Below are 23,115 nucleotides of genomic sequence, written 5' to 3' on the forward strand. Positions count from 1 at the left end.
AGGGTATATTACAACGACATTATTATAACTAACCTCTGGCCTGCCAGAGAACCCTGGCCACATGCCAGAATTGCTTTCCCCGGTGGATAAATCCTTTTAAATCTCTCCCGGTTTCCCGGTGGGTCATAACCACGGGAATTTCCCGGACCCGGAAACCCAGGCGGGCTGCTTTAATGGTCATACCCACTTCCACCCCGAAGCCGGAAGCAAAGGGCAGCAAATGCTGTAGCACTTCCCGCTTCAGGGCCCGCTGCCCGGACAAAGGGGCATCCATAACCAGGCCCGTATACCACCGGATCCCGGCCCGGGCCAGGCCCTTGACCAGGCCGAATCCACCCCTGCGCCTGGCTGCCGGGAAGCGGGCCACCGTCATATCGGCCTCGTCTTCCAGGATGGGGAGCAGCAACTGCCTGGCCTGCACGGCACTGGCTCCCAGGTCGGCATCTATAAGCAGGATAACATCCCGGGTGCAGAGGGGCACTCCCCGGTTTAAAGCTTCACCTTTGCCCCTGTTGCGCTCAAGACTGATTACCCGGGCACCGCAGGCCCGGGCTATCTCGGCCGTGGCATCGGTGGAACCATCATCAACCACCACCACCTCCGCCACCTCGGGAATGGATAAAACAGCCTCCAACGTATCCCCGATCCGTCCAGCCTCATTATAGGCGGGAATCAGTACCGATACCGCTGGTTCCTTTTCCATCAGCAGGTTGTCCCCCTTCGTCCAGTTCGGGCAGAAACTTCTGGGCGGTAGGTTTAACCCCGTAATGCCCCGGTTTGCCCGTAAGAGCATATACCAGCGCCACCTGACCGGGAATGGTATCAATATTATCCACAGTAGTAATGCGTTTTTTCTGGTAGTCCTGCATGTAGGAGTAAAGGACACTGGTTTCTTCCACGCCGTAGACAGGCACCTTGTATTGCAGGAGAGTATCGATCAGGGGCAAATCCAGGGCCTGAACCCTGACCATTTTGCGATCCTGGCTGCCGCCGATGATAATTACACCATCCAGGGGCACTCCATAATTCCCGCTGATTTTAAGCAGATCCTCCTCCACCAGGACATCCATTGCTTTATTCTTGCCTTTAACCAGTCCCCGGGCAATTTCCGCAGCCAGGCGGGCGGTCAGTTGCTCGTCAGTCAGGTTACTCCAGCCCAGTTTTTTCTCCAGTGCCTGTCTGTTGCCATCTATATAAAAACCATTCAACACCGTGGTAATGGACTGCACCTCTGCCCCGGCCAGGCGCAGGGTGGCAATAAGATCATCGGGAAATCCATAACTGTTCGTTTCGATAATGGCCAGCCGGTAACCGCTCAAACGCTCGCGCACCAGAACCGGCAGCACCTGTTTTTCAAACTGTTTTTGCCTTTCGTTGTCCATCTCCAGGGCATTGGCCCGCGCTTCCACCGCTTCGTTTTTTTCCCGGAGCTGCTCCATTTGTAACATGAGTTTATCCGCCAGTTGTTTTTGCTGGCGGGTTAAAGCATCATTCCCGAGCAGGGTACTGCCCACCAGTATGCCAATCCCCAGGGCAAGAAAAACGGCCACCAGGGAAGCAATATGATATTTTAAATCTATAATCATCATCCCACCAACCTATATCCCCAGCAACAGGCGGAACTGAATATATAAAAGGCGCAAAAGTTCCCTGGTCGCCGGGGAAATAATAATGACCACGCCGGCGGGTAAAAGGGCCGCGAGAACAATCTGGGCCAGGTACCTGGCTTTGAGGCGATTGCGGTAAAGCTTGCTCACTCCTTTGGCATCAACCAGTACCGAACCCACCTTCAGGCGCACCAGAAAAGTGCTCCCCATGCCCTGCCGTCCTTTTTCCAAAAAGTCCTCCACACAAAAATGGGTACCTACCGCCACTATTAATTCCGCTCCCCCGTCATACGCCAGGAGCATGGCTATATCCTCGCTGGTCCCGGGAGCAGCAAAAATTGCCGCCTTTAATCCCAGTTGGTGTATCCGCTGCAACCCGGGAGCGCGACCGTCAGGATAGGCATGCACCACCAGCTCCGCCCCTGAACAAAGGGTTTTATCCGAAACGCTGTCCATATCCCCCACGATGACGTCGGGCTGGTAGCCAAACTCGATCAGCGCGTCGGCGCCCCCATCCACGCCCACCAGCACCGGGTGCATTTCATCAATGTAAGACTTAATAGCCCTGAGATCTTCCTTATAGTTATGCCCCCGCACCACAATTAGCACGTGCCTTCCCTTGAAGGAAGTACGCAAAGAGGGCCGCTGGTACTCGCCCTTGATCAGGCTCATTTCATGCCGGGCATGTTCCAGGGTATTTTCCACAAAACGGGAAAGGACATTGCCCATATTTTTCTGGGCCAGTGCCATTTTTTGTTTGATTTCCTCGGCAGTGAGAATATGACCGGAGGCCACCTGGCGCCCCTGGCAGAAAATCAGGCCGTCAACAATCTCCACTTCCTGCCCTTCCGCCACCAGTTCCATAATCTCCTCCCCGGCATTATCCACCAGGATTATACCTGCCTGGACCAGGGTCAGGGGACCATGATTGGGATATTTATCGCTCAAAGAGGGAGCAGCATTAATTACCGCCCGCACCCGGGCTTCCACCAGGGAACGGGCAGCCACATCATCCAGCTCAGGATGGTTGATAACAGCTATTTCATGAGGCCCCAGGCGCTTGACCAGGTGTTTCGTCCGCTTGTCCACCCGGGCAATACCCCTGACGTGCATATAATCTCACCGCCTTAATATTTCTCTAACATTTTACAGTTTTTGTGACAGCCAGTCAAGAAAAGGCCCTGTTTCGCAAAAAAACCTGACCGTAGGTCAGGTTCCCGGCTACTTTAACTTACTTTAGCCTCCAGTCTAAGCTTGTCCGCTACCATGGCTATAAATTCAGAATTGGTAGGCTTGCCTCTCTGTAAATTTATTGTATAGCCGAAAAACTTGGTCATCATTTCCACGTTCCCTCTATCCCAGGCCAGCTCTATGGCATGGCGAATGGCCCTTTCCACCCGGCTGGGTGTGGTCTGGTATTTCTGGGCAATCATGGGGTAAAGTTCTTTGGTCACTGCCCCCAGCAGGTTGACCTCGTTAATTACTGCCAGGATGGCATCCCGCAAGTAGTGATATCCCTTTATATGGGCCGGAACGCCCATCTCATGAATGATATTCGTAACCGCCACATCGAGATTTTTAGTTTTATTTGGAGATATGTACTGGGAAACATTAACGCCATCGGCAAGCTGCCGGATACGCGTTGCCAGAACACTGAAATCAAAGGGTTTTAATATATAATAATCAGCTCCCAGCTCCACTGCCCGCTGGGTTACGCTTTCCTGTCCAAAAGCAGTAAGCATTATTACCTTGGGGCGGGGCGAAGTATTTCCCAGCTTCTCCAGCACACCAATACCATCCAGGTGAGGCATAATGATATCAAGGACAACAATATCGGGTTTTTGCTGCTTTATTAACTCCAGGGCCTCTAATCCATTATATGCTATACCTGTTAATTCAAAATCCTCTTGTTGATGGATAAATTCTTTGAGTAATTCGCAAAACTCTCGATTATCATCAGCAATTAACACTTTAACGGTCTTTTTCACCATTAAATCCCGCCTCCTGAACAAATAAAATAATTTTCTCTATAATGGTATTTATAGGCAATTTCGACGCATAAAAAAAATCTCCTTCCTAACGAAGGAAATAATTTATTTACTATTTTTGTTAATATATGACACTAAATGACTACCTAGGAACATAATATGGTTCTTAGTCGAAAAAAGTTGTAAATCAAGCAACTTTTTTATCTTTTGGTAGCAAGTTTGCCTCATAGATCATCCATTCGGCAAGCACACCATAACCACGGGTAGGATCGTTTACAAAAACATGGGTTACGGCACCTACAATCCTGCCGTTCTGGATGATGGGACTGCCACTCATTCCCTGAATAATTCCACCGGTCTGGCGCAATAACTCGGGATCAATAACTTTTATCACCAGACCCTTACCTTCCCACCTGTTCTGAGGCATTACCTGTAATATTTCAACAGAATATCTACCAATTCGATTTCCCCGTAAAACGGTGAGAATCTCAGCGGGGCCCCTCTTCACCTGGTAAACCAGGGCCACGGGAATTGGCTGCGGGTAGAGGGGGTTGGCCAGGGGCTGGCGCAGTGAACCAAAAATTCCATAGGATGTATTTTTTTCTATATTCCCTGTCAATCCGTCGCCGGTAAATAACCCGATTTTTTCACCGGGCTGGCCCCGGCGACCGGGACGGATCCCCTGCACCACCGCCTCCACGATCTGGCCGTCTTCAAGATCGATCCGGCGGTTTGTTTCAAAATCGGTAATCACGTGACCGAGAGCTCCATATTTTTTACTTTTTGGTTCGTAAAATGTCAGGGTGCCAATACCGGCCGCACTATCCCTCACATAAAGCCCTATGCGGTACCTTTTGGTTTCCGCACAGAATACCGGGTTCAACCGCGTGGTAAAGATGCGCTGGCCCCGTTTTATTTCCAGGGTAACCGGGCTGCCCGTCTGACCACACCGGGTTATTTCACTGCGCACCTGCTGTTCGCTCTGTACCCGGCGGCCGTTTATTTTCAGGATTACATCTCCATTTAAAATCCCTGCTTCCAGAGCAGGATTATGCTTGTTACCCTGCGGGTCGGTTATAACGGCATGCCCTACGACCATAACTCCCCGGGAATGAAGCAGGACGCCTATGGAATGCCCGCCGGGAACAACCCTCACGGCAGGCACCACATTGACCACCATATGGTTCAGGGGAATAAGTCCCAGAAGTTTAATCTGCATATCCACCCTTCCGGGAACGGTGGCTACCGGTACGATACCCTGGGCGGGATTCCAGGTGATCCGGGGCTGCCCGGATAAAATTTTAACTTTAAAGAATTTTACGGGTAATCCCCGGGGTAAGAGGGGGTCGCCTATGGCCACATTTGTCCCAAAGGACATAAATAAAGCCTTAACGGTCATATTTAAACCCAGAAAACCCGCTATCAGAAGTAAAACAGCCATGAGAAGGACAAGTCTTTTTTTGCTCAGAATTTATCGCCTCCCCGATAATTTTGCCTCACCCCCATTCCAGATAAGGCATAAAATTTTAAATAATAATGTGCATTTTTAAGATAGCCCGAGATAATGTCATTTATTCTGACTAAATGTGCCGACAATGGTTTATTTGCTTTTAAAAAACAAAAAAGCCCGTAAATGGGCTTGGGATGTCGTTCTGGCTTTGCAATTTTAAATACAAATAGTTAACAAATTTTTTTACGGGCACTTTTTAATCTGGCCTGTTCCAGCAGGTGACGGGCATGGTCCCTGGCCAGGGTATCCGCCTCATGTCCCCCGAGCATGCGGGCCAGTTCCCCCAGGCGCTCCTCCCCATCCAGTTTCTTTACCCGGGTTGTGGTTTTCCCGGCCAGGACTTCTTTGAAAATGCTGAAATGGGTAAGGGCAAAGCTGGCTATCTGGGGAGCATGGGTAACGCAGATCACCTGGCGATGACCGGCAAGGCCGGACAGCTTTTCAGCTACGGACACCAGGGTCCTTCCGCCAATACCTGCATCCACCTCATCAAAAACCAGGGTTGGCAATTCATCCACCCCGGCCAGGATGGCACGCAGGGCCAGCATTACCCGGGACAGCTCACCACCGGAAGCAATTCTGGCCAGCGGGCGCAGGGGTTCCCCGGGGTTGGGGGAAATAAGAAACTCCACCCGCTCACGCCCGGCTGCGGAGGCCTCCTTCAGCTCCTCGAATTGCACCTGGAAGGCAACTTTATTCATTTCCAGATCGGCCAGCTCCCGCATTACCGCTTCTTCCAGCAACCGGGCCTGCTCCCGGCGGGCCAGGGAAAGTTCCTGCGCTTTACTTTGCCAGCGCTCCGCCCACCTTTCAACCTCCTCCTCCAGGGCCGCCATGTTTTCCCCGGCCAGGGTGAGTGTTTCCAGTTCGGCTGCTGCCTGTTCCCGATAACGCAGGATCTCCTCCACGCTGTTACCGTATTTCCGCTTGAGCTCGCCGATGCGGGAAAGCCTCCCCTCCACCTCCTGCAGGCGTCCGGGGTTGAATTCCAGCTCCTCCCGGTACCGGGCCAGCTCCCGCACCACATCCTCCACCTGATATAAAACGTTCCGCAAAACTGAGCTCAACGACGTAAGCCCCGGATCGAACCGGGACAATTCTTCCAGGTCCCGGCAGGCATGACCCAGCAGATCCATTGCCGCCGGCAAACCTTCCTCACCACCGTGCAGGGCCTGATAACAACGACCGGCCAGGACGGTCATCTTTTCGGCATTGGCCAGGCGTGTCCGTTCCTGGAGCAGCGCTTCTTCTTCCCCGGCAGAAAGGTGAGCGTTATCAATCTCCTGCACCTGATAGGCCAGCAAGTCCTGGCGGTGGAGCCGGTCCCTGGTGTTATTGCGGAGTTCTTCCAGCCGGGATGACAGCTCACGCCACCGGTGATAAATTTCCGCCACTTCCTGCCGCAGGGGCCATAACCCGGCAAACCGGTCCAGGAGATCCCTGTGCCGGTCGGGGTTAAAAAGGGACTGGCTCTCATGCTGCCCGTGGATATCCACAAGATACTGCCCTGCTTCCCGGAAGATGCTCAGGGGAACCAGCTGCCCGTTCAACCGGCAGGTGTGGCGGCCATTACGGCTCAATTCCCGCGTCATGACCAGCATCCCGTCTTCTTCCAGCGAAATTCCCCACGCCCCCAGCTTCTCCTTAAGCGCTGCCAGCGGTTGAATTTCAAAAACTGCGGTAATCCTGGCCTTCTCTTTTCCGGTGCGGATAAATTCCGTCCAGGCCCTGCCACCCAGCGCCACCTGCAGTGCTTCCACAATAATTGACTTGCCCGCACCCGTTTCCCCGGTAAGTACGTTCAACCCGGCAGTGAATTCTATGCTCTGCCGGTCAATAAGGCCGAAATCCTGAATATCCAGGGATACCAGCACGTCCTCACCCCCCGGCCAGCTCATTTAAACGCTGCAGCACTGCCGAAACCTTTCTTTTGGGTTTGACTATAACTAAAATGGTATCATCGCCAGCCACGGTACCGATGATTTCCGGCCAGGCCGCCTGATCGATGGCCGAAGCCACACCCTGCGCCTCACCCGGCAGGGTTTTAATCACCACCAGATTTTCACTGTAATCGATGAGCTGTACCGAAGTACGCAGGAGCCTTTTGAGCCGTTCATCCCGTTTTAAAGGAGGTGCTTCACCCGGAGCGGCATAACGAAAAATGCCACCCTCGGCGGGAACCTTGATCAGCCCCAGCTCCCGGATATCCCGGGACACTGTGGCCTGGGTAACGGGAAACCCGGCTGCCCGCAGGGCCTCCGCCAGCTCTTCCTGGGTTTCGATAACCTGCTGGCGGATAATCTCCAGGATTAACCTCTGCCGCCGGGCTTTCACTTTCCAGCACCTGCCTTCTCCAGGAGAATTACCACCGGTGCCCTGGAAGACCGGTTCCAGAAGGACAGCCTCACCACCGCATACTGGTGGGGGGAGAGATCCCGGGTGAAATCCTCCACAGCCTTCAGTTCCTCCATTGCCCCCGGATGTCCGGTATACACGACCAGGGAAATGCGGCCCCCCGCAGCCAGCAGGGAGAGTGCCGCCTCCAGGGCTTCCAGGGTGGAATCGGGCCGCGTAATGATCCGGTGGTCGCCACCGGGCAAGTATCCCAGGTTAAACATTACCGCTTTCACCCCGCCGGGAACGTAGGCGGACATTTCCCGGTGATCCACAGCCAGTAGAGTCACCCGGTCCAGCAGGCCCGCCCCGGCCAGCTGTTCCCTGGTCTTCTCCAGAGCCCGGGCCTGAATATCAAAGGCAAAAACCCTTCCCTGCTCCCCCACACCCCGGGCTAAAAAAAGAGTATCCTGGCCGTTACCCGCAGTGGCATCCACCGCCAGACAACCCGGTACCAGCACGGGACTGATAAAACTCTGCGCCCATTGCACGGCACTATCGCATTTAAAAATCATTCAGGCGTTCACCTTCACTCAATTTCTGACGCAGGAGGTAGAAAAAGCTGCGTTTTTTCAGCCGTATTAAACGGGCCCGGTGAGCCGACTGCCGGATGAGCACCATATCATTGAATTCCAGTTTATAACCCTGCTGGCCATCTACCGTCAACATGACCTCTCCCAGTTTTGAACGGATAATCACTTTAACCTGGCTGGTGGCTTTGATGACCAGGGGCCTGGCCCAGAGGGAATGGGGGCAGATGGGGGTAACCACCATCAGATCCAGCTCCGGCGTAACCAGGGGGCCACCTGCAGACAGGGAATAAGCCGTGGAACCGGTAGGAGTGGCCACAATTAAACCATCGGCGGGGTAGGTCGTCACAAGTTGCTCATCCACATATGTTTCCAGGAAAATAAGCCTGGCAAAGGCTCCCTTGGTAATAACCGCATCGTTTAAACCGGTAACCTGTTGAACCATCTGGCCTCCCCGTAAAACCCTGGCCTCCAGCATCATCCGCTCTTCAACGCTGTACCGGCCGGCCAGCAACTTTTCCAGGCCCGGCCAGAGTTCTGGAGCATCGATTTCCGTTAAGAAACCAAGGTGACCAAAATTAATTCCCAGAAGCGGTATCCCCCGGGGAGCGGCTTCCCGGGCGCAGCGCAGCAGGGTACCATCACCGCCAAGCACCAGCATGACTTCAGCAATCTGCACAAGCTGTTCCCGGGGAAGGCCCATTTCAGGGTGGCCGAGGGCACTGGCCGTATCATGGGCCATAACCACCCGGCACCCCCGTGCAGTCAGCCAGTCAATAATTTGTTCTACCAGGGGAGCAACCTCCTGCTTGCCCAGGTTAACCACCAAGCCGATGTTTCTCATTGGCTCACTCCTTTGCCAGGACAGGAAGGCAGAGGATGTTTGTTCAACTGCCCCCGTTCAATTCTGCGTGGGCCCTGGCCACCACCAGCGGAATAGTCAAGGGAATATCTACCCGGTCCGGACCGTTCTTATCAAAACATACCAGGAACTCTATATTTCCTTCCGGCCCTTTAATTGGTGAATAATCCAGGCCGCGAACGCCCCAGCCCAGGTTATTTATGACACGACAAACAGCCGAGATAACCTCCTGATGCACCCCCGGATCGCGTACCACTCCTTTTTTCCCCACCTTCTCCCGGCCGGCTTCAAACTGTGGTTTGATGAGTGCTACACCCAGGGCGCTACCGGTGGTCAGCTCCTGCAGCACAGGTAAAACCTTTTCTAAAGAAATAAAAGAAACGTCCACCACGGCAATATCCGCCAGGCAGGGCAGGTCGCTTTTTTTGAGGTGGCGAATGTTGGTACGCTCGAAGAGAACCACCCTGGGGTCATTTCGCAGTTTCCAGGCCATCTGGCCGTAGCCAACATCCACGGCAATAACCAGGCGTGCACCATGCTGCAGGGCACAATCGGTAAATCCCCCATGGGAAGCCCCCACATCCAGAACCACCCGGCCGGTAAAATCAAGCTGAAAACTGTGAATGGCTTTTTCCAACTTCAAACCGCCCCGGCTGACGTAAGGCATCCGCCCGGTGACCTCAATCCAGCTCGCAGGATTTACCATTCGCCCCGGCTTATCCACCGTTTGTCCATCAACCCGCACCTGTCCGGCCATTATGGCTGCCCTGGCCTTTTCCCTGCTGGGGAAAAGCCCCCGTTCCACCAGCAGCATATCCAGGCGCTGCCTGGCAATGGTCATGGTCACTGCACTCCAATTTTAATCCTGGTTTTTTTCCTGTGTGCTCCCAGCATCTTGATAACGGTATTAACCAGCACTTCTACGGTCAGGCCGCAGCGGGCCAGCAGTATTTCCCGGCTACCGTGCTGGATAAACTCATCCGGTATACCCAGGCGAACCACCTGGACGTTACGCAATCCCCTGTCTCCAAGCAGTTCCAGTACAGCGCTGCCAAACCCGCCCTGCAAAACGTGCTCTTCAATGGTCACCACCCGCCTGGTACGCAGGGCATAACGGCTGATACACTCTTCATCCAGGGGCTTGATAAACCGGGCGTTAATTACCGCAGCCTGGATACCCTGCTGTTCTAAAAGCATGGCAGCCTCACCGGCCACGGAAACCATACTGCCTGCTGCCAGCAGGGTTACGTCGTCCCCTTCCCGCAGCACCTGAGCCTTTCCCACAGGCAGGGGGAGGATTTCTTCGTCCAGGGGGCATCCCGTACCGGCACTCCGCGGGTAGCGCACTGCCGCCGGTCCGGGATATTCCAGGGCTGTCTTTAACATGCGGCGAAGCTCGTTTTCATCCCCGGGGGCCATAAGCACCAGGTTGGGAATGGAACGCAGGTAAGCAAAATCAAATACGCCGTGGTGGGTGGCTCCATCCTCGCCGACCAGGCCTGCCCGGTCCAGGGCAAAGGTAACAGGCAGGTTTTGCAGGCAAACATCATGAAGTACCTGGTCGTAGGCCCTCTGCAAAAAGGTGGAATATATAGCCACCACGGGTTTCAACCCACCTGCAGCCAGGCCTGCCCCCAGGGTAACGGCGTGCTGCTCGGCAATACCAACATCAAAGAACCTTTCCGGAAAAGCAGCGGCAAACTGATCCAGGCCGGTACCCGACGGCATGGCCGCAGTAATGGCCACTATACGCTCATCCTGCCGTGCCAGTTCCACCAGTGAGCGTCCAAATACCTCGGTGTAGGAAGGGGGCTGCCCCGGTTTTTTAATTATCCGGCCCGTTTTAATTTCAAAGGGACCAATACCGTGAAACTTATCGGCATTCTCTTCCGCCGGCCGGTATCCCCGCCCTTTGCGGGTAAGCACATGCACCAGCACGGGGCCCCGGGTGGCTTTAGCCTGCTGGAAGACACTGATCATGGTCTGAATATCGTGACCATCAATGGGCCCCAGATAGATAAAACCGAGTTCCTCAAAAAACATGCCCGGTACTACCAGGTATTTCAGGGAATCCTTTATCCTGTCTACCACTTTAACTACCCGCGGCCCGATGGCCGGGATGCGTTTTAATAGTTGTTCCAGTTCCTCCTTACCCCTGGAATACATGGGATCGGTACGGAGGCGGCTCAAGTACCGGGCCAGCCCTCCCACGTTGGGGGCAATGGACATCTCGTTATCATTTAACACCACGATCAGGCCTGTCTTATGGTGACCGGCATGATTTAAGGCTTCAAAAGCCATACCTCCGGTCATTGCCCCGTCGCCAATCACCGCCACTACAGAGTAATTGTCCCCCTTCAGATCCCGGGCCAGCGCCAGGCCTAAAGCTGCGGAAATGGAGGTACTGCTATGCCCGGTACCGAAGGCATCATGTTCGCTCTCCTGGGGTCTGGGAAAGCCGCTGATACCTCCAAACTGGCGCAGGGTATGGAAAACCGGCCGGCGACCGGTAATCAGTTTGTGCACATAGGACTGGTGGCCAACATCCCAGATAATTTTATCCCGGGGGGTTTGGAAAACCCGGTGTAAAGCCAGGGTGAGTTCCACCACGCCCAGATTGGGAGCCAGGTGGCCACCATTTCTGGCCACGGTTTCAATAATCTCCTGCCGGATTTCAACAGCAAGCTGCTGTAAATCATTAATATCCAGTGCACGCAAATCCGCTGGAGAATTAATTTTGGCAAGCAACTTTTTCATCTTTCACCTTTCCTCATCAAACCGGCCTATTTACGTGTTGCACGCCCCTTTTTTCCGGTCAGGCTAATTTTCGTCAGTTGCTCGAATGCTGCCAGCACTTTGCCAGCCAGGAAAATTACATCATTGGCCCGGGAAATGGCTATGCGCTTTCCCGCTGCCTTGCCACCCACCGTAAAAGCCGCGATAAAGGCGGTAACTAGCATATTCAACAAGATCTGGTTGATACCCTTCCAGTAAAGCAGGATTTGCAGAACCAGGGCAATGCCCAGGGCACCGCTTACCGTCCCGGCAATATCACCTATAACATCATTGCATATATTGGCCACCCTGTCCGCATTCCGGATCAGGTAAACCCCTTCCCTCGCCCCCCGGACCCGTTTGGCCGCCCGGGCGTGGAAAGGGGATTCTTCAGCGGCAGCTACTGCCGTACCCACTATATCAGCTATTATACCGATCAGTATAATTATAACTAAAAATAGAAAAGATAAAAAAAGACTTTTAACTTTACCCGATAACAACTCGGAAAGCCAAAAAAACAATATGGCCAGTAAAAAAGAGGCCGTACTTACACCCAGTACGTACCGGCCTGAAACGGTAGATTTATTGTTTCCCAAATACAGTCACCTCATACGGTAATGGAGAAGAGAAAAGGTACCCCGGGACAAGTGACAGCAATACGGGTAAATGTTGTGGCTTGAGGTCCAGCAGGTTTTCCCAGGCAGCCACCGGCTGTCGCCAGGCCGGCGGTTCCCCCTTCGGGCTGCCTCCGGGACGTTGCCGTAACCGGGGCTGGATTACCACTTAGACCACACTGCAATCCCCGTACTGCCCCGGTATTCACCGGACAGCCTAGGAGTTTTCCTCGACAGGATGGCCTTTTTCTAGCCTCTTTTGCAGCAACGGTTTCAGTCCGCCGCTACCTCTCCCTGGGCCCATGGGGTTATAAGGTAACGGCTACCGGTGACATCCACCGCTGCCACTCAAGGCAGGCTACACTGCACGCAGCTTTCACCACGTGCAGGTTCACACCCCAAGCCATAGTACGGCATTTCTGCTTTCCCACGCACTTGGGTCTCCGCGGAGTAAGGGTCCACGCCCGCATGCCTTTGCGGCTCGCCCTTACTCCTTAACTCCCAGTACCAGCCCCCGACTGGGCGTCAGCAGCCAGCACCAGGAACTTCATCGATGTGCCCGCGACGGATTTTTAGGCCCGTCTTCAAAAAAGGCATACCTGACTAGGATACTGCGTCACCTATCCCATTTTTGTTTCTGGAATTGCATTATAACATAAGCCCGGAATCGAAAGCAAATGGAACTGCTAACCCCCAGGAGGATCCCCGGTTAACAATTGCCTGCCACCAACATATAAAACGTCCAAAGGTCACTTAAGCACTTGAAATCTCCATAAAACTCTAAAAATCCCGCGTAGCTACAAACCGGGCCAGCTCCCGTAAAAAACCGGCCCGTTCGTCAAACAGCTCAAGGGCGGCAAGGGCTTCCTCCACCGCTTCCTTCGCCCTGGCCCTGGCCATATCCAGCCCGAACAAAGCAGGGTAGGTGGCCTTTTTATTTCTTTTATCGCTGCCCACGGGTTTGCCCAGCCTGGCCGGATCACCCTCCACATCCAGGATATCGTCCTGGATTTGAAAAGCCAGGCCCAGATTTTCAGCATAAGCAGTCAGGGCCTCCAGCTGCTTTTCCCCCGCACCGGCCAGAATGGCTCCTGCCCGTACGGATACCCGGTACAGCGCACCGGTTTTATGGCGGTGGATGTATTCCAGGGTGGCGGCATCTACAGTATCATCGGTAGCCAGGGTATCCACCACCTGCCCGCCGATGAGGCCGGGAGTGCCGGCGGCTACCGCTACTTCCCCGATAACCTGTATCACCCTCTCCACCGGGGCCAGCTGTTCCCGGGCATTCCGGGCAAGAAGGGCAAAGGCGTGGGTGAGCAGGGCATCTCCGGCCAGGATGGCTATTGCCTCGCCGAAAACACGATGACAGGTGGGCTTTCCCCGCCGGAAATCATCGTTGTCCATAGCCGGCAGGTCATCATGGATTAAAGAATAGGTGTGGATCAGCTCCAGGGCACAGGCCGCGGGCAACACTTTTACCGGGTCTCCACCCACCGTTTCAGCCGCCGCCAGGACCAGTACCGGTCTGAGCCGTTTACCCCCGGCAAAAAGGCTGTAGCGCATAGCCCGGTGAATTACCGGCGGGTACGCATCCTCCGGAGGTAAGAATTCATCCAGTGCCCGGTCCACCAGGGCTGCCCTGGCTTTCAGTTCGGCTAGAAAATCCAAAATATTACTCCTTCCTCTCGGAATTTAGCAGATCAACCAGACTGGGATCGTAATCTCTCAACACCGGCTCGCCTTTATCACCGGCGGTAAGGATGGAAATTCGTTCCTCCGCTTTCTCCAGCTCCTGATGGCAAAAGCGCGTCAGGGTAATCCCCTCCCCAAATAGGGCCAGGGATTTTTCCAGGGGTAATTGTCCTTCTTCCAGCTCCCGCACCACTGCTTCCAGCCTGGCCAGCGCTTCTTCAAAGGTCAGTTTTTTCATGGCCATACCTCACTTTTGCAGCCGGCATGCGGTACTTCCCGCTTTGCCGGACTATGGCTCGCAGGGAAACCTTTTCCGCAGTGCCGGGCCATTCAAATAGTCGCATAACCGCCCCTGCCAGGTATCCAGTTCCTCCAGCCGGGCCTCGATCCTCTGTTTCACCTGCCACCAGCTCACTCCCCAGTTGGAGAAGAGCACCCGGTCGTAGGGTCCGCGGCCCACCAGGCGCTGAATGACAATATCGGGGTGCAGGTATTCCAGAAACGTTACCACCCGGTCCACATATTCCTCCAGGGGAATGATGCTAAACTCCCCGCGCTGGTACATTTCTCCCAGTACCGTATCCCGGACAACATAGAGGGAATGCAATTTTACATACTGGACCTGCAGGGCGGAAAGAATCTTGGCGTTTTCAATCACATCAACCATATCATCCCAGGGCAGGTTGAGAATCAGGTGAACGCATATTTCCAGCTTCCTCTTCTTGATGCGCTGTACCGCGTCGATAAATTCGGCCAGGGTATGACCGCGGTTCACCCGCAACAGCGAATGGTAGTTAACTGTTTGCAGTCCCAGCTCGATGTCCATGACCAGGTTTTTCTCCTGCCCTATCTCATCCAGAAAGTCCAGGTACCGGTCGGTAATACAGTCCGGACGTGTGGAAATAGAAATGCCCACCATATCTTCCCCTGCGGCAGCAGCCAGCACATATTTCTGGAAATTGTCAAAGGGCAGGTAAGTGTTGGTAAAAGATTGAAAGTAAGCAATGAATTTATCGGCCTTGTAGCGCCTGCGGAAAAAATCCCGGTTGGCGGCCAGCTGTTCTTCCACCGAAAGGCTGCTGGGCAGGCATTCAAAACCCGCTCCCTCTTCGTCGCAGAAAATGCAGCCGCCGGTACCGATGGTGCCGTCCCGGTTGGGACAGGTCCCGGGGAGGTTAATGGGCAATTTGTAAACCTTACCCCCGAATTTTTCCTTCAAAAAATCCGAATAGACCCGGTAACGGGGCCGGGTTGCGGGCATGGTTCATACCTCCTGGCCCTTATCTTACCACAAACATACGGCAGCGCAAAGACCTGTGCGCCTGCAGGCCAATTGACAGGCTAAACGGCCCCTGGTTATCGTATGAGTAAGGAGGGTGAAAATATGTCCCGGGTAGAGGAACTGGTACGGGCAATTGAAGAGCTTTCCCTGGAAGAACAAAAGCAATTATTTGATCAACTGGCGGATCTGCTGGACCTGCTGGGCTGGATCAAGCTAAATGAGGTGACGTTTTTTTAGCCCGGCAGATGCGGTCGTAAAATTATAAAACAGAAAGCGGCAGCATCCAGCAGCATCTAATAGCCAGCGGGCCCGCCTGTTACCGGCGGACCCGCCTGTCCTGAAATGCGGAAGAATGTTCTTTATTTCATTCTTTCCTGGACAACGGCGACGGCAGAATCCTTCAACCGTCTGGCCTCGGAAACAATCCTTTCTTTTTCCTCCAGGATACTCCTGACGTAATCCCCGTCTTTAATCATGGGAATATTGATGTCGGCACTCAAAAGGACTGCATTGATGGCTGCTTCACACACATAGGCAGCCACGCCCGCGTCACTGATGGCCATTTTATTACCAATCCTGGCCAGTCGCTCGGTAATCTGCAGGGCCTCCAGGAGGGTACGGGCCACCTCCATAGGAGTGTCAGTGGCCGTTTTCAAGGCCTTCTGCATCAGTTCGTCCCGCCTGGCTTTCTCCTCCTCAGTATTTTTGGGCATCCGGTAAACTTCCATGAACTTGCCGAAGGCGGCGATATCGGCTGCCACCAGTTTTTCCAGCTTATTCATGATAAAGTAGGCCGCACCGGTAATTTCCTTGACCTGGGGTTCCACGTCTGCAAACTTGGGCTTGCCCACGGTAAGGTTTCCCACCATGGCCGTCATGGCTACCCCCAGAGCACCCACCATGGCAGAAACGCTGCCCCCGCCGGGAGTGGGGGCATCCGATGCCGCCACTGCCAGGATCTTGCGGAAAGAGGAATCAAAAATTTCACTCATCCGGTACACCTCCTTAAATTTTCCCCTGCAGCCTGATGGCCTTTAACACGTTCTTTTGAATTAATACCGTGGTCAGGCTGCCCACACCGCCGGGCACAGGAGTAATGGCCCCGGCTACTTCCTTGGCGTTTTCAAAGTCCACGTCACCGCAAATGCCGCCCTCCACCTGGTTGATACCCGCGTCAACCACTACAGCACCGGGTTTGATCATGTCGGCCTTGATCATCCTGGGCTTGCCGACAGCAGCAATAAGGATATCGGCCTGGCGGGTATGGTAGGCCAGATCAGCGGTTTTGGTATGGCAAACGGTTACGGTGGCATTCTGGTTGAGCATCATAAAGATGAGAGGTTTGCCGACCGTTTCGCCACGGCCTACTATGACAGCATTTTTCCCCTTGATCTCGATGCCGCTGCGGAGCATGATTTCAATGCAGCTCTGGGGGGTGGCGGGGAACAAGCCATCCCCACCGCTTAAGATGTAACCGCGGTTAATAGGATGGACGCCGTCCACGTCCTTTTTCGGTGATACAGCCTCCAGCACCCGCTGCTTGTTTATGTGCTTGGGCAGGGGCAGTTCAATCATAATCCCGTGCACACTGTCGTCCTTGTTCAAGCGGTCGATGAGGGCCAGGATTTCTTCCTCGGGCACATTGCCGGGCAGGGTGAAAAGCTCGAAATCGATGCCCACATTGGAACAGGATTTTTCCTTTGACCGGGCATAAACCACGGATGCCGGATCGTCGCCGGCCAGGACCACGGCCAGCTTGGGAACTATACCCTGCTCCCTCAACCGGGCCACTTCAGCCTTCACTTCTTCCCTGATTTCTGCCGCTACCTTTTTCCCATCAATAAGTGTCGCTGCCATATTTGGCCTCCCCCTTTTACATTTTCTCTGTTAAAAATAACCTGGTATGGAAACCTGGTTATTACCTGCCATTTACAACCTGTTTTCAGGAGCCTTCCCGGGACGCAAAAATTACCGGCTCCTTAATCAGTTTCCTGCTCCATAACAGCTTCCTCAACCTTACAGCTCAGCCGGCCGCGGTGCAGCTCCACCTTTACCCTGTCCCCGGGTTTAACCTCCCCGGCCTGCCGCACCACCATACCCGTGTCCAACCGGGTACAGATGCTGTACCCCCGGGCAAGGGTGGCCAGCGGGCTCAGGGCCTGCAGGCGGCCCGACAGCAGGGCCAGGCGGCTTTGCTGGTGCTGGCGGTACTGCTCCATGGCCCGGGTCAAGCGGCGGTACAAATCATCCACCACCTGCCCCCGGGAGCCGCAGAGAATATCCACCGGGAAACGGAACACCCTGCTCCGGCAGCAGCTATCCAGCCTCGCCCGGTAGAATTGCAATTTTTCCCGCACGGCCCGCAGCAGGCGCCCTTCCAGAACCCCGAGATAGCGGGCCATTTCCTCCCGGACCGGAACCACCATTTCCGCCGCTGCCGAGGGAGTGGGAGCCCGTACATCTGCCACCCAGTCGGCAATGGTAAAATCGGTTTCATGACCGACTGCGGAAACCACCGGTATGGTAGAAGCAAAAATGCTCCGGGCCACCACTTCGGTGTTGAAAGCCCATAACTCTTCCAGGGATCCGCCCCCGCGGCCCACAATAATTACATCGCAGGCATCCATACGGTTCAGCCAGTACAGGGCCCGGGCTATCTCCCGGGGAGCGCTTTCCCCCTGTACCTGCACGGGGACAAACACGATCTGCAACCCCGGCCAGCGTCGCCGGATAATTCTGACCATATCCCGCAGTACCGCCCCCGTGGGAGAGGTGATAATACCAATGCGGCGCGGTAACAGGGGCAGCTTTTTTTTATGCTCCCGGGCAAAAAGGCCTTCCTTTTCCAGCCTGTGCTTTAACTGTTCAAAGGCCAGGTAAAGGGCACCCGTGCCTTCCGGTTCTATTTCTTCCACATACAACTGGTAGGTACCGTCCCGGGGATATACGGAAACATAACCCCGCACCCGTACGGACATCCCGTCTTCCGGGGTAAAAAGGAGGCGACGCCCCCGGGAACGGAACATCACCGCTTTAATGGTGCTGAATTCATCCTTCAGGGTAAAGTACAGGTGTCCGCTGGCCGCCTGTTTAAAGTTGGAAATCTCCCCTTTTACCCACAGGTTCAGCAAGAGCGGATCGTTATCAAGGAGGTTTTTGATATGACCATTTAGTTCGCTTACAGTGAATACCCTGAGCATTCAGCCTGTGCTTCCTCATTAATTTTTTGCAGCGGCGGCCACCCCACAGTCAGCAACGGCTGCCGGATAGCCCGCCGCTATCGTCAAATATTCAGGCTTTCTTCTTCATCAGGTAATCATGGATGGAACGGGCTGCAACTCGTCCCGCTCCCATGGCCAGGATGACGGTGGCAGCACCGGTTACCACATCGCCGCCGGCAAACACGCCGGGCTTGGAAGTGGCCCCGGTTTGCGGGTCGGCCACAATGTTGCCTTTTTTACCCAGCTCCAGGCCCCGGGTGGTCCTGGGTACCAGCGGGTTGGGCGCCTGGCCGATGGCCACCACCACCGTGTCCACTTCCATAACAAACTCGGAACCGGGAATGGGCACAGGCCGCCGCCGGCCGGACTCGTCGGGTTCACCCAACTCGTAGCGCAGGCACTCCATGCCCTTCACCCACCCGTTCTCGTCGGCCAGGATGCGTACGGGGTTTGTTAAAAAGGCAAACTTGATTCCTTCTTCCTTGGCATGCTCCACTTCCTCGTGACGGGCGGGAAGCTCCTTTTCCGAGCGCCGGTAAACAATCCAGGATTCCTCCGCTCCCAGCCTCAGGGCGGTCCGCGCCGCATCCATGGCCACATTGCCGCCGCCAATTACGGCTACTTTTCTGCCCACTTTAATGGGTGTATCCCACTCGGGGAAGAGATAGGCCTTCATTAAATTTGTTCTGGTGAGAAATTCATTGGCGGAATAAACACCGCAGGAGTTTTCCCCGGGAATGTTCATGAAATACGGCAGCCCGGCACCGGTACCGATGAATACGGCATCAAAACCCTCTTCCTCCATCAAATCGTCCACGGTGGCAAACTTGCCCACCACCGCATTGGTTACAATTTCTACCCCCAGTTTTTTCAGGTTTTCTATTTCCGCCTGCACCACCCGCTTGGGCAGACGGAACTCGGGAATGCCGTACATGAGCACCCCACCGGCAACGTGGAGGGCTTCGAAAATGGTTACCCTGTGACCGAGCTTGGCCAGGTCGGCGGCACAGGTAAGGCCGGCCGGGCCGGAACCAACCACCGCCACCTTAAAACCAGTGGGCAGGGCCACTTCCTGGGGCTGTACACCCCGGGCCAGCTCCCAGTCGGCACAGAAACGTTCCAGCCGCCCGATACCAACGGGCTCGTGCTTCTTGCCCAGGGTGCAGTATTTTTCGCACTGGTTTTCCTGCGGGCAAACCCGGCCGCAAACGGCGGGAAGAGCATTTTTTTCCTTAATCTTTTTAATGGCGCCCGCAAAATCCCGCTGGGCCACCAGCCTGATAAAAGCAGGAATATCCACTTCCACGGGGCAGCCCTGCCGGCAGGGCTCCTTTTTACATTGCAGGCAGCGTTTGGCCTCCGCCACCGCTGTTTCCTCGTCATAACCCAGGGCCACTTCATTGAAATTCCGGATTCGCTCACGGGGGTCCTGGGAAGGCATGGGGTGCTTTTTGGGGATTATTTCCTTCTTCTCGGCCATTATTTGCCACCTCCACATCCGCACTGGCATGTATGGCGCTCAAGTGCCCGCTGTTCTTCTGCCCGGAAGGTGGCCGAACGACGAGCCAGTTCAGCAAAGTCCACCTGATGGCCATCGAATTCCGGGCCATCCACACAAACAAACCTGGTCTGGCCACCCACGGTTACCCGGCAACAACCACACATCCCCGTACCATCCACCATCAGCGCATTCAGGCTGACAATGGTTTTAATCCCGTAGTCCCTGGTGACATCGCAGCAGGCCCGCATCATGGGCTGGGGACCGATGGCCAGTACCAGGCTGATGTTATCCCTACCCCGATCCTCAATTACCTCTTTCAAAACATCGGTAACAAAGCCCTTGCGCACGTAGGAACCGTCATCGGTGGTCACAAAAAGCTCGCTGGAAACTTCCCGCATACGGTCCTCCCAGAAAAGGAGATCCTTGCTCCGCGCACCGATGATGCTGATCACATGGTTACCCGCTTCTTTCAATGCCCGGGCAATGGGAAATACCGGGGCTATCCCCACACCGCCGCCAACACATATGACCGTGCCGAAATTCTCAATGTGGGAAGGGGTTCCCAGCGGCCCTACGAAATCCCTGATATAATCTCCCGCTTCCAGTGTTCCCAATTGCCTGGTGGTTTTGCCAACTTCCTGGAATACAATGGTAATGGTGCCCTTTTCCCGATCAAAGTCCGCAATGGTCAGGGGAATACGTTCACCCTCTTCATGAATGCGTAAAATAACAAACTGACCCGGCTGACATCTCCTGGCCACTCTGGGTGCCTCAATAACCATCTGCTTGACCACAGGAGAAAAGACCTGTTTATCCAAAATCTTGAACATTAATAAGCCTCCCCCTCCCTCTGCTATTCATATATTTTATAAAAACGCTATAAAACAATTATCTAATAATTCTCGCTGGGGCGTTAAATTCCTGCTGCCTGCTGTTATTTATGAACAAATCTTAAAATAATTAAAAGGGGATTTAACCCCCTTCTTGCACCGGATAAAAAGCCGCCGGATCCTTTACCACGCGGCCCAGGATGCCGTTAACAAAACGACTGGAATCAGCACCCCCAAATGTTTTGGCCAGTTCCACCGCCTCATTTACCGCCACACTACCGGGTATGTCCTCGCGGAAAAATATTTCATAAAGCGCCAGGCGCATAATATTCCGGTCCACCGCCGCCATACGGTACAGGGGCCAGTCCTGACTCAAACGGGAAATAATCAGGTCGAACTCTTTCAGGTGGGCCAGGGTGCCGGTAACCAGTTCACGAGCAAAAAGCATATCCCTTGAGCTCAAGGAAGCCGGTTTGTTATTTTCCTCCGTATCGTCAGTAACCGGGAATGCCATCTTTTGTAAGTAATCAAGGGCTTCTTCAGGGTCCATCCGGGCCACGTCCACCTGGTAGAGAACCTGCAGTGCTGCTTCCCTGGCCTGCCTCCTGCCCATAAACTACCTCCTGTTATTTGAAGTTTATCTCTCCTGGAACAACCGGGAAAATATCTCTTTAAAGTTTACCCTTTCATCCAGATGTTTACCGATATAGTACCCGGCAACCACACAGGCGCTTACAAATACAGCCTTTAACAGGCCATAGGTAATGGCAAACCAGCCAAAGGCAAGGCCCAGGATGATACCCGTAATCTTACCTTTATGTTTCCTCCACAGTTCCACAAGGGCATATGCATCCATCTGGTAACACCCCATTTATTCCACCCGGGGTTTACGGGCGGATATACTTTTAACCGTAAAGGCAACATCCTGCACCGTCACCCCGGTAACCTCCAGCACCCGTTTCTTTACCTCTTCCTGCACCACGGCGGCAGTGGCGGGAATATTTATATCCGGGGTAACCGCCACCCGGATACCGATACGGATGCCCTCTTTACCCGGGTAAACCCTGGCCGTAGCCTCACGTATCCCATTTTGTGCCAGGGCCACCTTTTCCACCAGGTCCTGGATAGCAGTCAGCGCAATGCGCACCTGTCCCAGGGCTGCCTCATGAACCACCGCCTGGCGGCGGCGCGGGCGCACCCCCACCCAGAAAAGACGGGCACCGGCTAAAATTGACAGCCCCAGGAAAGTGAAGGCAACTTCCGGCCGCCCGGCGACCGTGCCCAGCCAGCTCAAGATCCGGTAGGGAGGGATAAAACCGGCTGCGACAGCGGCAGCCCAGGCCAGGGCAACTGTTATAACAAAAGTATAGATAACCAGCAGGCCGCGGTCAAAGGGCCCCATCAAAGGCGCAACCTCCCACGCTTATATTTCCCTCATTTGCCGGAACTAATTGCCCGGCTACCCCGAATTAACGTAACTTCCCGATGCTTACCCCTGGATACGCCAGCTGCCTTCCTTTCATAAACATCCCTCCCCCGACCAGCCGGGTGGATGTGAGCCATTGAAATTTAACGTACCCGGTGTTCCTCCTCTTTACCTTCCTGGCTGAAAGCCACTCCCTGGACGTTGACATTGACTTCCACTACCGTTAAGCCGGTCATGGCCTCTATGGCTCTCTTGACATTCTCCTGAATCTGCAGGGCCACATCAGGAATGCGGGTGCCGTAATGGACAATAACGTACAGATCCACCGCCGCTTCCTTTTCGCCCACTTCCACCTTGACGCCTTTGGACAGGTTCTTCCGGCCCAGCATCTCGGCTATACCGCCAACCACCCCACCGCTCATTCCTGCCACACCCGGAACCTCAGTGGCGGCCAGGCCGGCAATAATCCGTACCACTTCATCGGCAATGCGAATTGAACCCAATCCGGTCTGTTCTTCCCGTACCACAACTTCCTTATTCTCCACAGCTTTGTACCCCCTCCATTTGTCACATTTTACCCTGGTCACCCCATTATATCAAAATAAAAAGATAGCGTCAAGTCACTGTAGGAAATAAATCGAAAAGGAGTTACGAGTGCCAACCGCCACATGGGCTTTAGGCTGATTTGATTGCACGTAAAATCTGAGCAAGACTAGTGGTCGGCCCTTTCAACGCTGGAATATTGCCCAACGTCTCAAACGGTGGCCGCTCCAGCAATTTCCGCTGCTGTTGTAGACTTGTTTGGCATACTTTGAGAACAGTTACCGGTTTCCCGAGTTGTTTAAGGTATTGCTCTTTTATGTTAATGCCGTTGGCTTTC

26 protein-coding genes are annotated in these 23,115 nt (G+C 54.3%); 1 reads left to right on the forward strand and 25 read right to left on the reverse strand.

Annotated elements, in window-relative coordinates; all coding sequences use genetic code 11:
- Positions 1 to 28: 28 nt before the first annotated feature.
- The 15 genes from BUB44_RS09240 to mnmL all read right to left on the reverse strand — a co-directional run bounded on the left by BUB44_RS09240 (position 29) and on the right by mnmL (position 15,236).
- Positions 29 to 703 carry a glycosyltransferase family 2 protein gene (locus BUB44_RS09240; RefSeq protein WP_073165486.1) on the reverse strand — a complete coding sequence of 225 codons (675 nt, stop codon included), beginning with the start codon at positions 701 to 703 and terminating at the stop codon, positions 29 to 31.
- Positions 660 to 1,586 carry a copper transporter gene (locus tag BUB44_RS09245; RefSeq protein ID WP_073165488.1) on the reverse strand — a complete coding sequence of 309 codons (927 nt, stop codon included), beginning with the start codon at positions 1,584 to 1,586 and terminating at the stop codon, positions 660 to 662. The genes BUB44_RS09240 and BUB44_RS09245 overlap by 44 nt, the downstream gene beginning before the upstream one ends.
- Before the next feature lie 12 nt (positions 1,587 to 1,598).
- Positions 1,599 to 2,720, reverse strand: a complete 1,122-nt coding sequence (gene steA / locus BUB44_RS09250) for a putative cytokinetic ring protein SteA (RefSeq protein ID WP_073165490.1) — start codon at positions 2,718 to 2,720, stop codon at positions 1,599 to 1,601.
- A gap of 113 nt (positions 2,721 to 2,833) precedes the next feature.
- Positions 2,834 to 3,598: a sporulation transcription factor Spo0A gene (gene spo0A, locus BUB44_RS09255; RefSeq protein ID WP_027356034.1), complete on the reverse strand. Its 765-nt coding sequence runs from the start codon at positions 3,596 to 3,598 to the stop codon at positions 2,834 to 2,836.
- Positions 3,599 to 3,782: 184 nt separating this feature from the next.
- Positions 3,783 to 4,973: a SpoIVB peptidase gene (gene spoIVB, locus BUB44_RS09260; protein WP_242655926.1), complete on the reverse strand. Its 1,191-nt coding sequence runs from the start codon at positions 4,971 to 4,973 to the stop codon at positions 3,783 to 3,785.
- 302 nt (positions 4,974 to 5,275) lie between these two features.
- Entirely contained in the window at positions 5,276 to 6,979 is a 1,704-nt protein-coding gene (recN, locus tag BUB44_RS09265) for a DNA repair protein RecN (RefSeq protein ID WP_073165497.1), read from the reverse strand.
- Between the two features lie 4 nt (positions 6,980 to 6,983).
- The gene (gene argR, locus BUB44_RS09270) at positions 6,984 to 7,439 is read right to left on the reverse strand and encodes an arginine repressor (RefSeq protein ID WP_073165500.1); all 456 of its coding nucleotides are present in this window, start codon (positions 7,437 to 7,439) and stop codon (positions 6,984 to 6,986) included.
- Positions 7,436 to 8,014 carry a tRNA 5-(aminomethyl)-2-thiouridylate-methyltransferase MnmM gene (mnmM, locus tag BUB44_RS09275; protein WP_073165503.1) on the reverse strand — a complete coding sequence of 193 codons (579 nt, stop codon included), beginning with the start codon at positions 8,012 to 8,014 and terminating at the stop codon, positions 7,436 to 7,438. The genes argR and mnmM overlap by 4 nt, the downstream gene beginning before the upstream one ends.
- Positions 8,004 to 8,873 (reverse strand): NAD(+)/NADH kinase, encoded by an 870-nt coding sequence (locus BUB44_RS09280; protein WP_073165506.1) that lies wholly within the window; start codon positions 8,871 to 8,873, stop codon positions 8,004 to 8,006. The genes mnmM and BUB44_RS09280 overlap by 11 nt, the downstream gene beginning before the upstream one ends.
- A gap of 43 nt (positions 8,874 to 8,916) precedes the next feature.
- Positions 8,917 to 9,732 carry a TlyA family RNA methyltransferase gene (locus tag BUB44_RS09285; RefSeq protein WP_073165508.1) on the reverse strand — a complete coding sequence of 272 codons (816 nt, stop codon included), beginning with the start codon at positions 9,730 to 9,732 and terminating at the stop codon, positions 8,917 to 8,919.
- A gap of 2 nt (positions 9,733 to 9,734) precedes the next feature.
- Positions 9,735 to 11,648, reverse strand: a complete 1,914-nt coding sequence (gene dxs / locus BUB44_RS09290) for a 1-deoxy-D-xylulose-5-phosphate synthase (RefSeq protein WP_073165511.1) — start codon at positions 11,646 to 11,648, stop codon at positions 9,735 to 9,737.
- A 26-nt stretch (positions 11,649 to 11,674) separates the two neighbouring features.
- Positions 11,675 to 12,262, reverse strand: coding sequence for a hypothetical protein (locus tag BUB44_RS09295; protein WP_073165514.1), 588 nt, complete (start codon positions 12,260 to 12,262; stop codon positions 11,675 to 11,677).
- A 798-nt stretch (positions 12,263 to 13,060) separates the two neighbouring features.
- Complete coding sequence (locus tag BUB44_RS09300; RefSeq protein WP_073165516.1) at positions 13,061 to 13,951, reverse strand: polyprenyl synthetase family protein; 891 nt, start codon at positions 13,949 to 13,951, stop codon at positions 13,061 to 13,063.
- A gap of 4 nt (positions 13,952 to 13,955) precedes the next feature.
- Positions 13,956 to 14,219 (reverse strand): exodeoxyribonuclease VII small subunit, encoded by a 264-nt coding sequence (gene xseB / locus BUB44_RS09305; protein ID WP_073165519.1) that lies wholly within the window; start codon positions 14,217 to 14,219, stop codon positions 13,956 to 13,958.
- 45 nt (positions 14,220 to 14,264) lie between these two features.
- Positions 14,265 to 15,236 (reverse strand): tRNA modification radical SAM protein MnmL/YtqA, encoded by a 972-nt coding sequence (mnmL, locus tag BUB44_RS09310; RefSeq protein ID WP_073165522.1) that lies wholly within the window; start codon positions 15,234 to 15,236, stop codon positions 14,265 to 14,267.
- A 123-nt stretch (positions 15,237 to 15,359) separates the two neighbouring features.
- On the opposite strand from mnmL, the gene BUB44_RS15990 reads away from it, so the two are divergent.
- A complete protein-coding gene (locus BUB44_RS15990; RefSeq protein ID WP_259497953.1) occupies positions 15,360 to 15,494 on the forward strand; it encodes a hypothetical protein in 135 nt (44 codons plus the stop codon).
- Positions 15,495 to 15,616: 122 nt separating this feature from the next.
- Here the strand turns inward: BUB44_RS15990 and BUB44_RS09315 are convergent, their stop codons facing one another.
- The 10 genes from BUB44_RS09315 to BUB44_RS15565 form a co-directional block, all read right to left on the reverse strand.
- Entirely contained in the window at positions 15,617 to 16,249 is a 633-nt protein-coding gene (locus BUB44_RS09315; protein WP_027356046.1) for a cyclodeaminase/cyclohydrolase family protein, read from the reverse strand.
- Positions 16,250 to 16,262: 13 nt separating this feature from the next.
- The gene (locus BUB44_RS09320) at positions 16,263 to 17,114 is read right to left on the reverse strand and encodes a bifunctional 5,10-methylenetetrahydrofolate dehydrogenase/5,10-methenyltetrahydrofolate cyclohydrolase (protein WP_027356047.1); all 852 of its coding nucleotides are present in this window, start codon (positions 17,112 to 17,114) and stop codon (positions 16,263 to 16,265) included.
- A 122-nt stretch (positions 17,115 to 17,236) separates the two neighbouring features.
- Positions 17,237 to 18,457: an exodeoxyribonuclease VII large subunit gene (gene xseA / locus BUB44_RS09325; protein ID WP_073165525.1), complete on the reverse strand. Its 1,221-nt coding sequence runs from the start codon at positions 18,455 to 18,457 to the stop codon at positions 17,237 to 17,239.
- 91 nt (positions 18,458 to 18,548) lie between these two features.
- Positions 18,549 to 19,958: an NADPH-dependent glutamate synthase gene (gene gltA / locus BUB44_RS09330; protein ID WP_073165528.1), complete on the reverse strand. Its 1,410-nt coding sequence runs from the start codon at positions 19,956 to 19,958 to the stop codon at positions 18,549 to 18,551.
- Positions 19,958 to 20,809, reverse strand: coding sequence for a sulfide/dihydroorotate dehydrogenase-like FAD/NAD-binding protein (locus tag BUB44_RS09335; RefSeq protein ID WP_073165530.1), 852 nt, complete (start codon positions 20,807 to 20,809; stop codon positions 19,958 to 19,960). The genes gltA and BUB44_RS09335 overlap by 1 nt, the downstream gene beginning before the upstream one ends.
- A gap of 142 nt (positions 20,810 to 20,951) precedes the next feature.
- The gene (gene nusB, locus BUB44_RS09340; protein WP_073165533.1) at positions 20,952 to 21,422 is read right to left on the reverse strand and encodes a transcription antitermination factor NusB; all 471 of its coding nucleotides are present in this window, start codon (positions 21,420 to 21,422) and stop codon (positions 20,952 to 20,954) included.
- A gap of 24 nt (positions 21,423 to 21,446) precedes the next feature.
- The gene (locus BUB44_RS09345; protein WP_027356052.1) at positions 21,447 to 21,665 is read right to left on the reverse strand and encodes a DUF2273 domain-containing protein; all 219 of its coding nucleotides are present in this window, start codon (positions 21,663 to 21,665) and stop codon (positions 21,447 to 21,449) included.
- Between the two features lie 15 nt (positions 21,666 to 21,680).
- Positions 21,681 to 22,211: an alkaline shock response membrane anchor protein AmaP gene (gene amaP / locus BUB44_RS09350; protein ID WP_073165544.1), complete on the reverse strand. Its 531-nt coding sequence runs from the start codon at positions 22,209 to 22,211 to the stop codon at positions 21,681 to 21,683.
- A 167-nt stretch (positions 22,212 to 22,378) separates the two neighbouring features.
- Complete coding sequence (locus BUB44_RS09355; RefSeq protein WP_114362148.1) at positions 22,379 to 22,780, reverse strand: Asp23/Gls24 family envelope stress response protein; 402 nt, start codon at positions 22,778 to 22,780, stop codon at positions 22,379 to 22,381.
- Positions 22,781 to 22,910: 130 nt separating this feature from the next.
- Positions 22,911 to 23,115, reverse strand: a 205-nt coding sequence (locus BUB44_RS15565) for a hypothetical protein (protein ID WP_207545642.1), incomplete at its 5' end; no start/stop codon positions are given.

It is taken from the genome of Desulfofundulus australicus DSM 11792 (genome assembly GCF_900129285.1).
GTDB classification, from domain to species: Bacteria; Bacillota; Desulfotomaculia; order Desulfotomaculales; family Desulfovirgulaceae; genus Desulfofundulus; species Desulfofundulus australicus.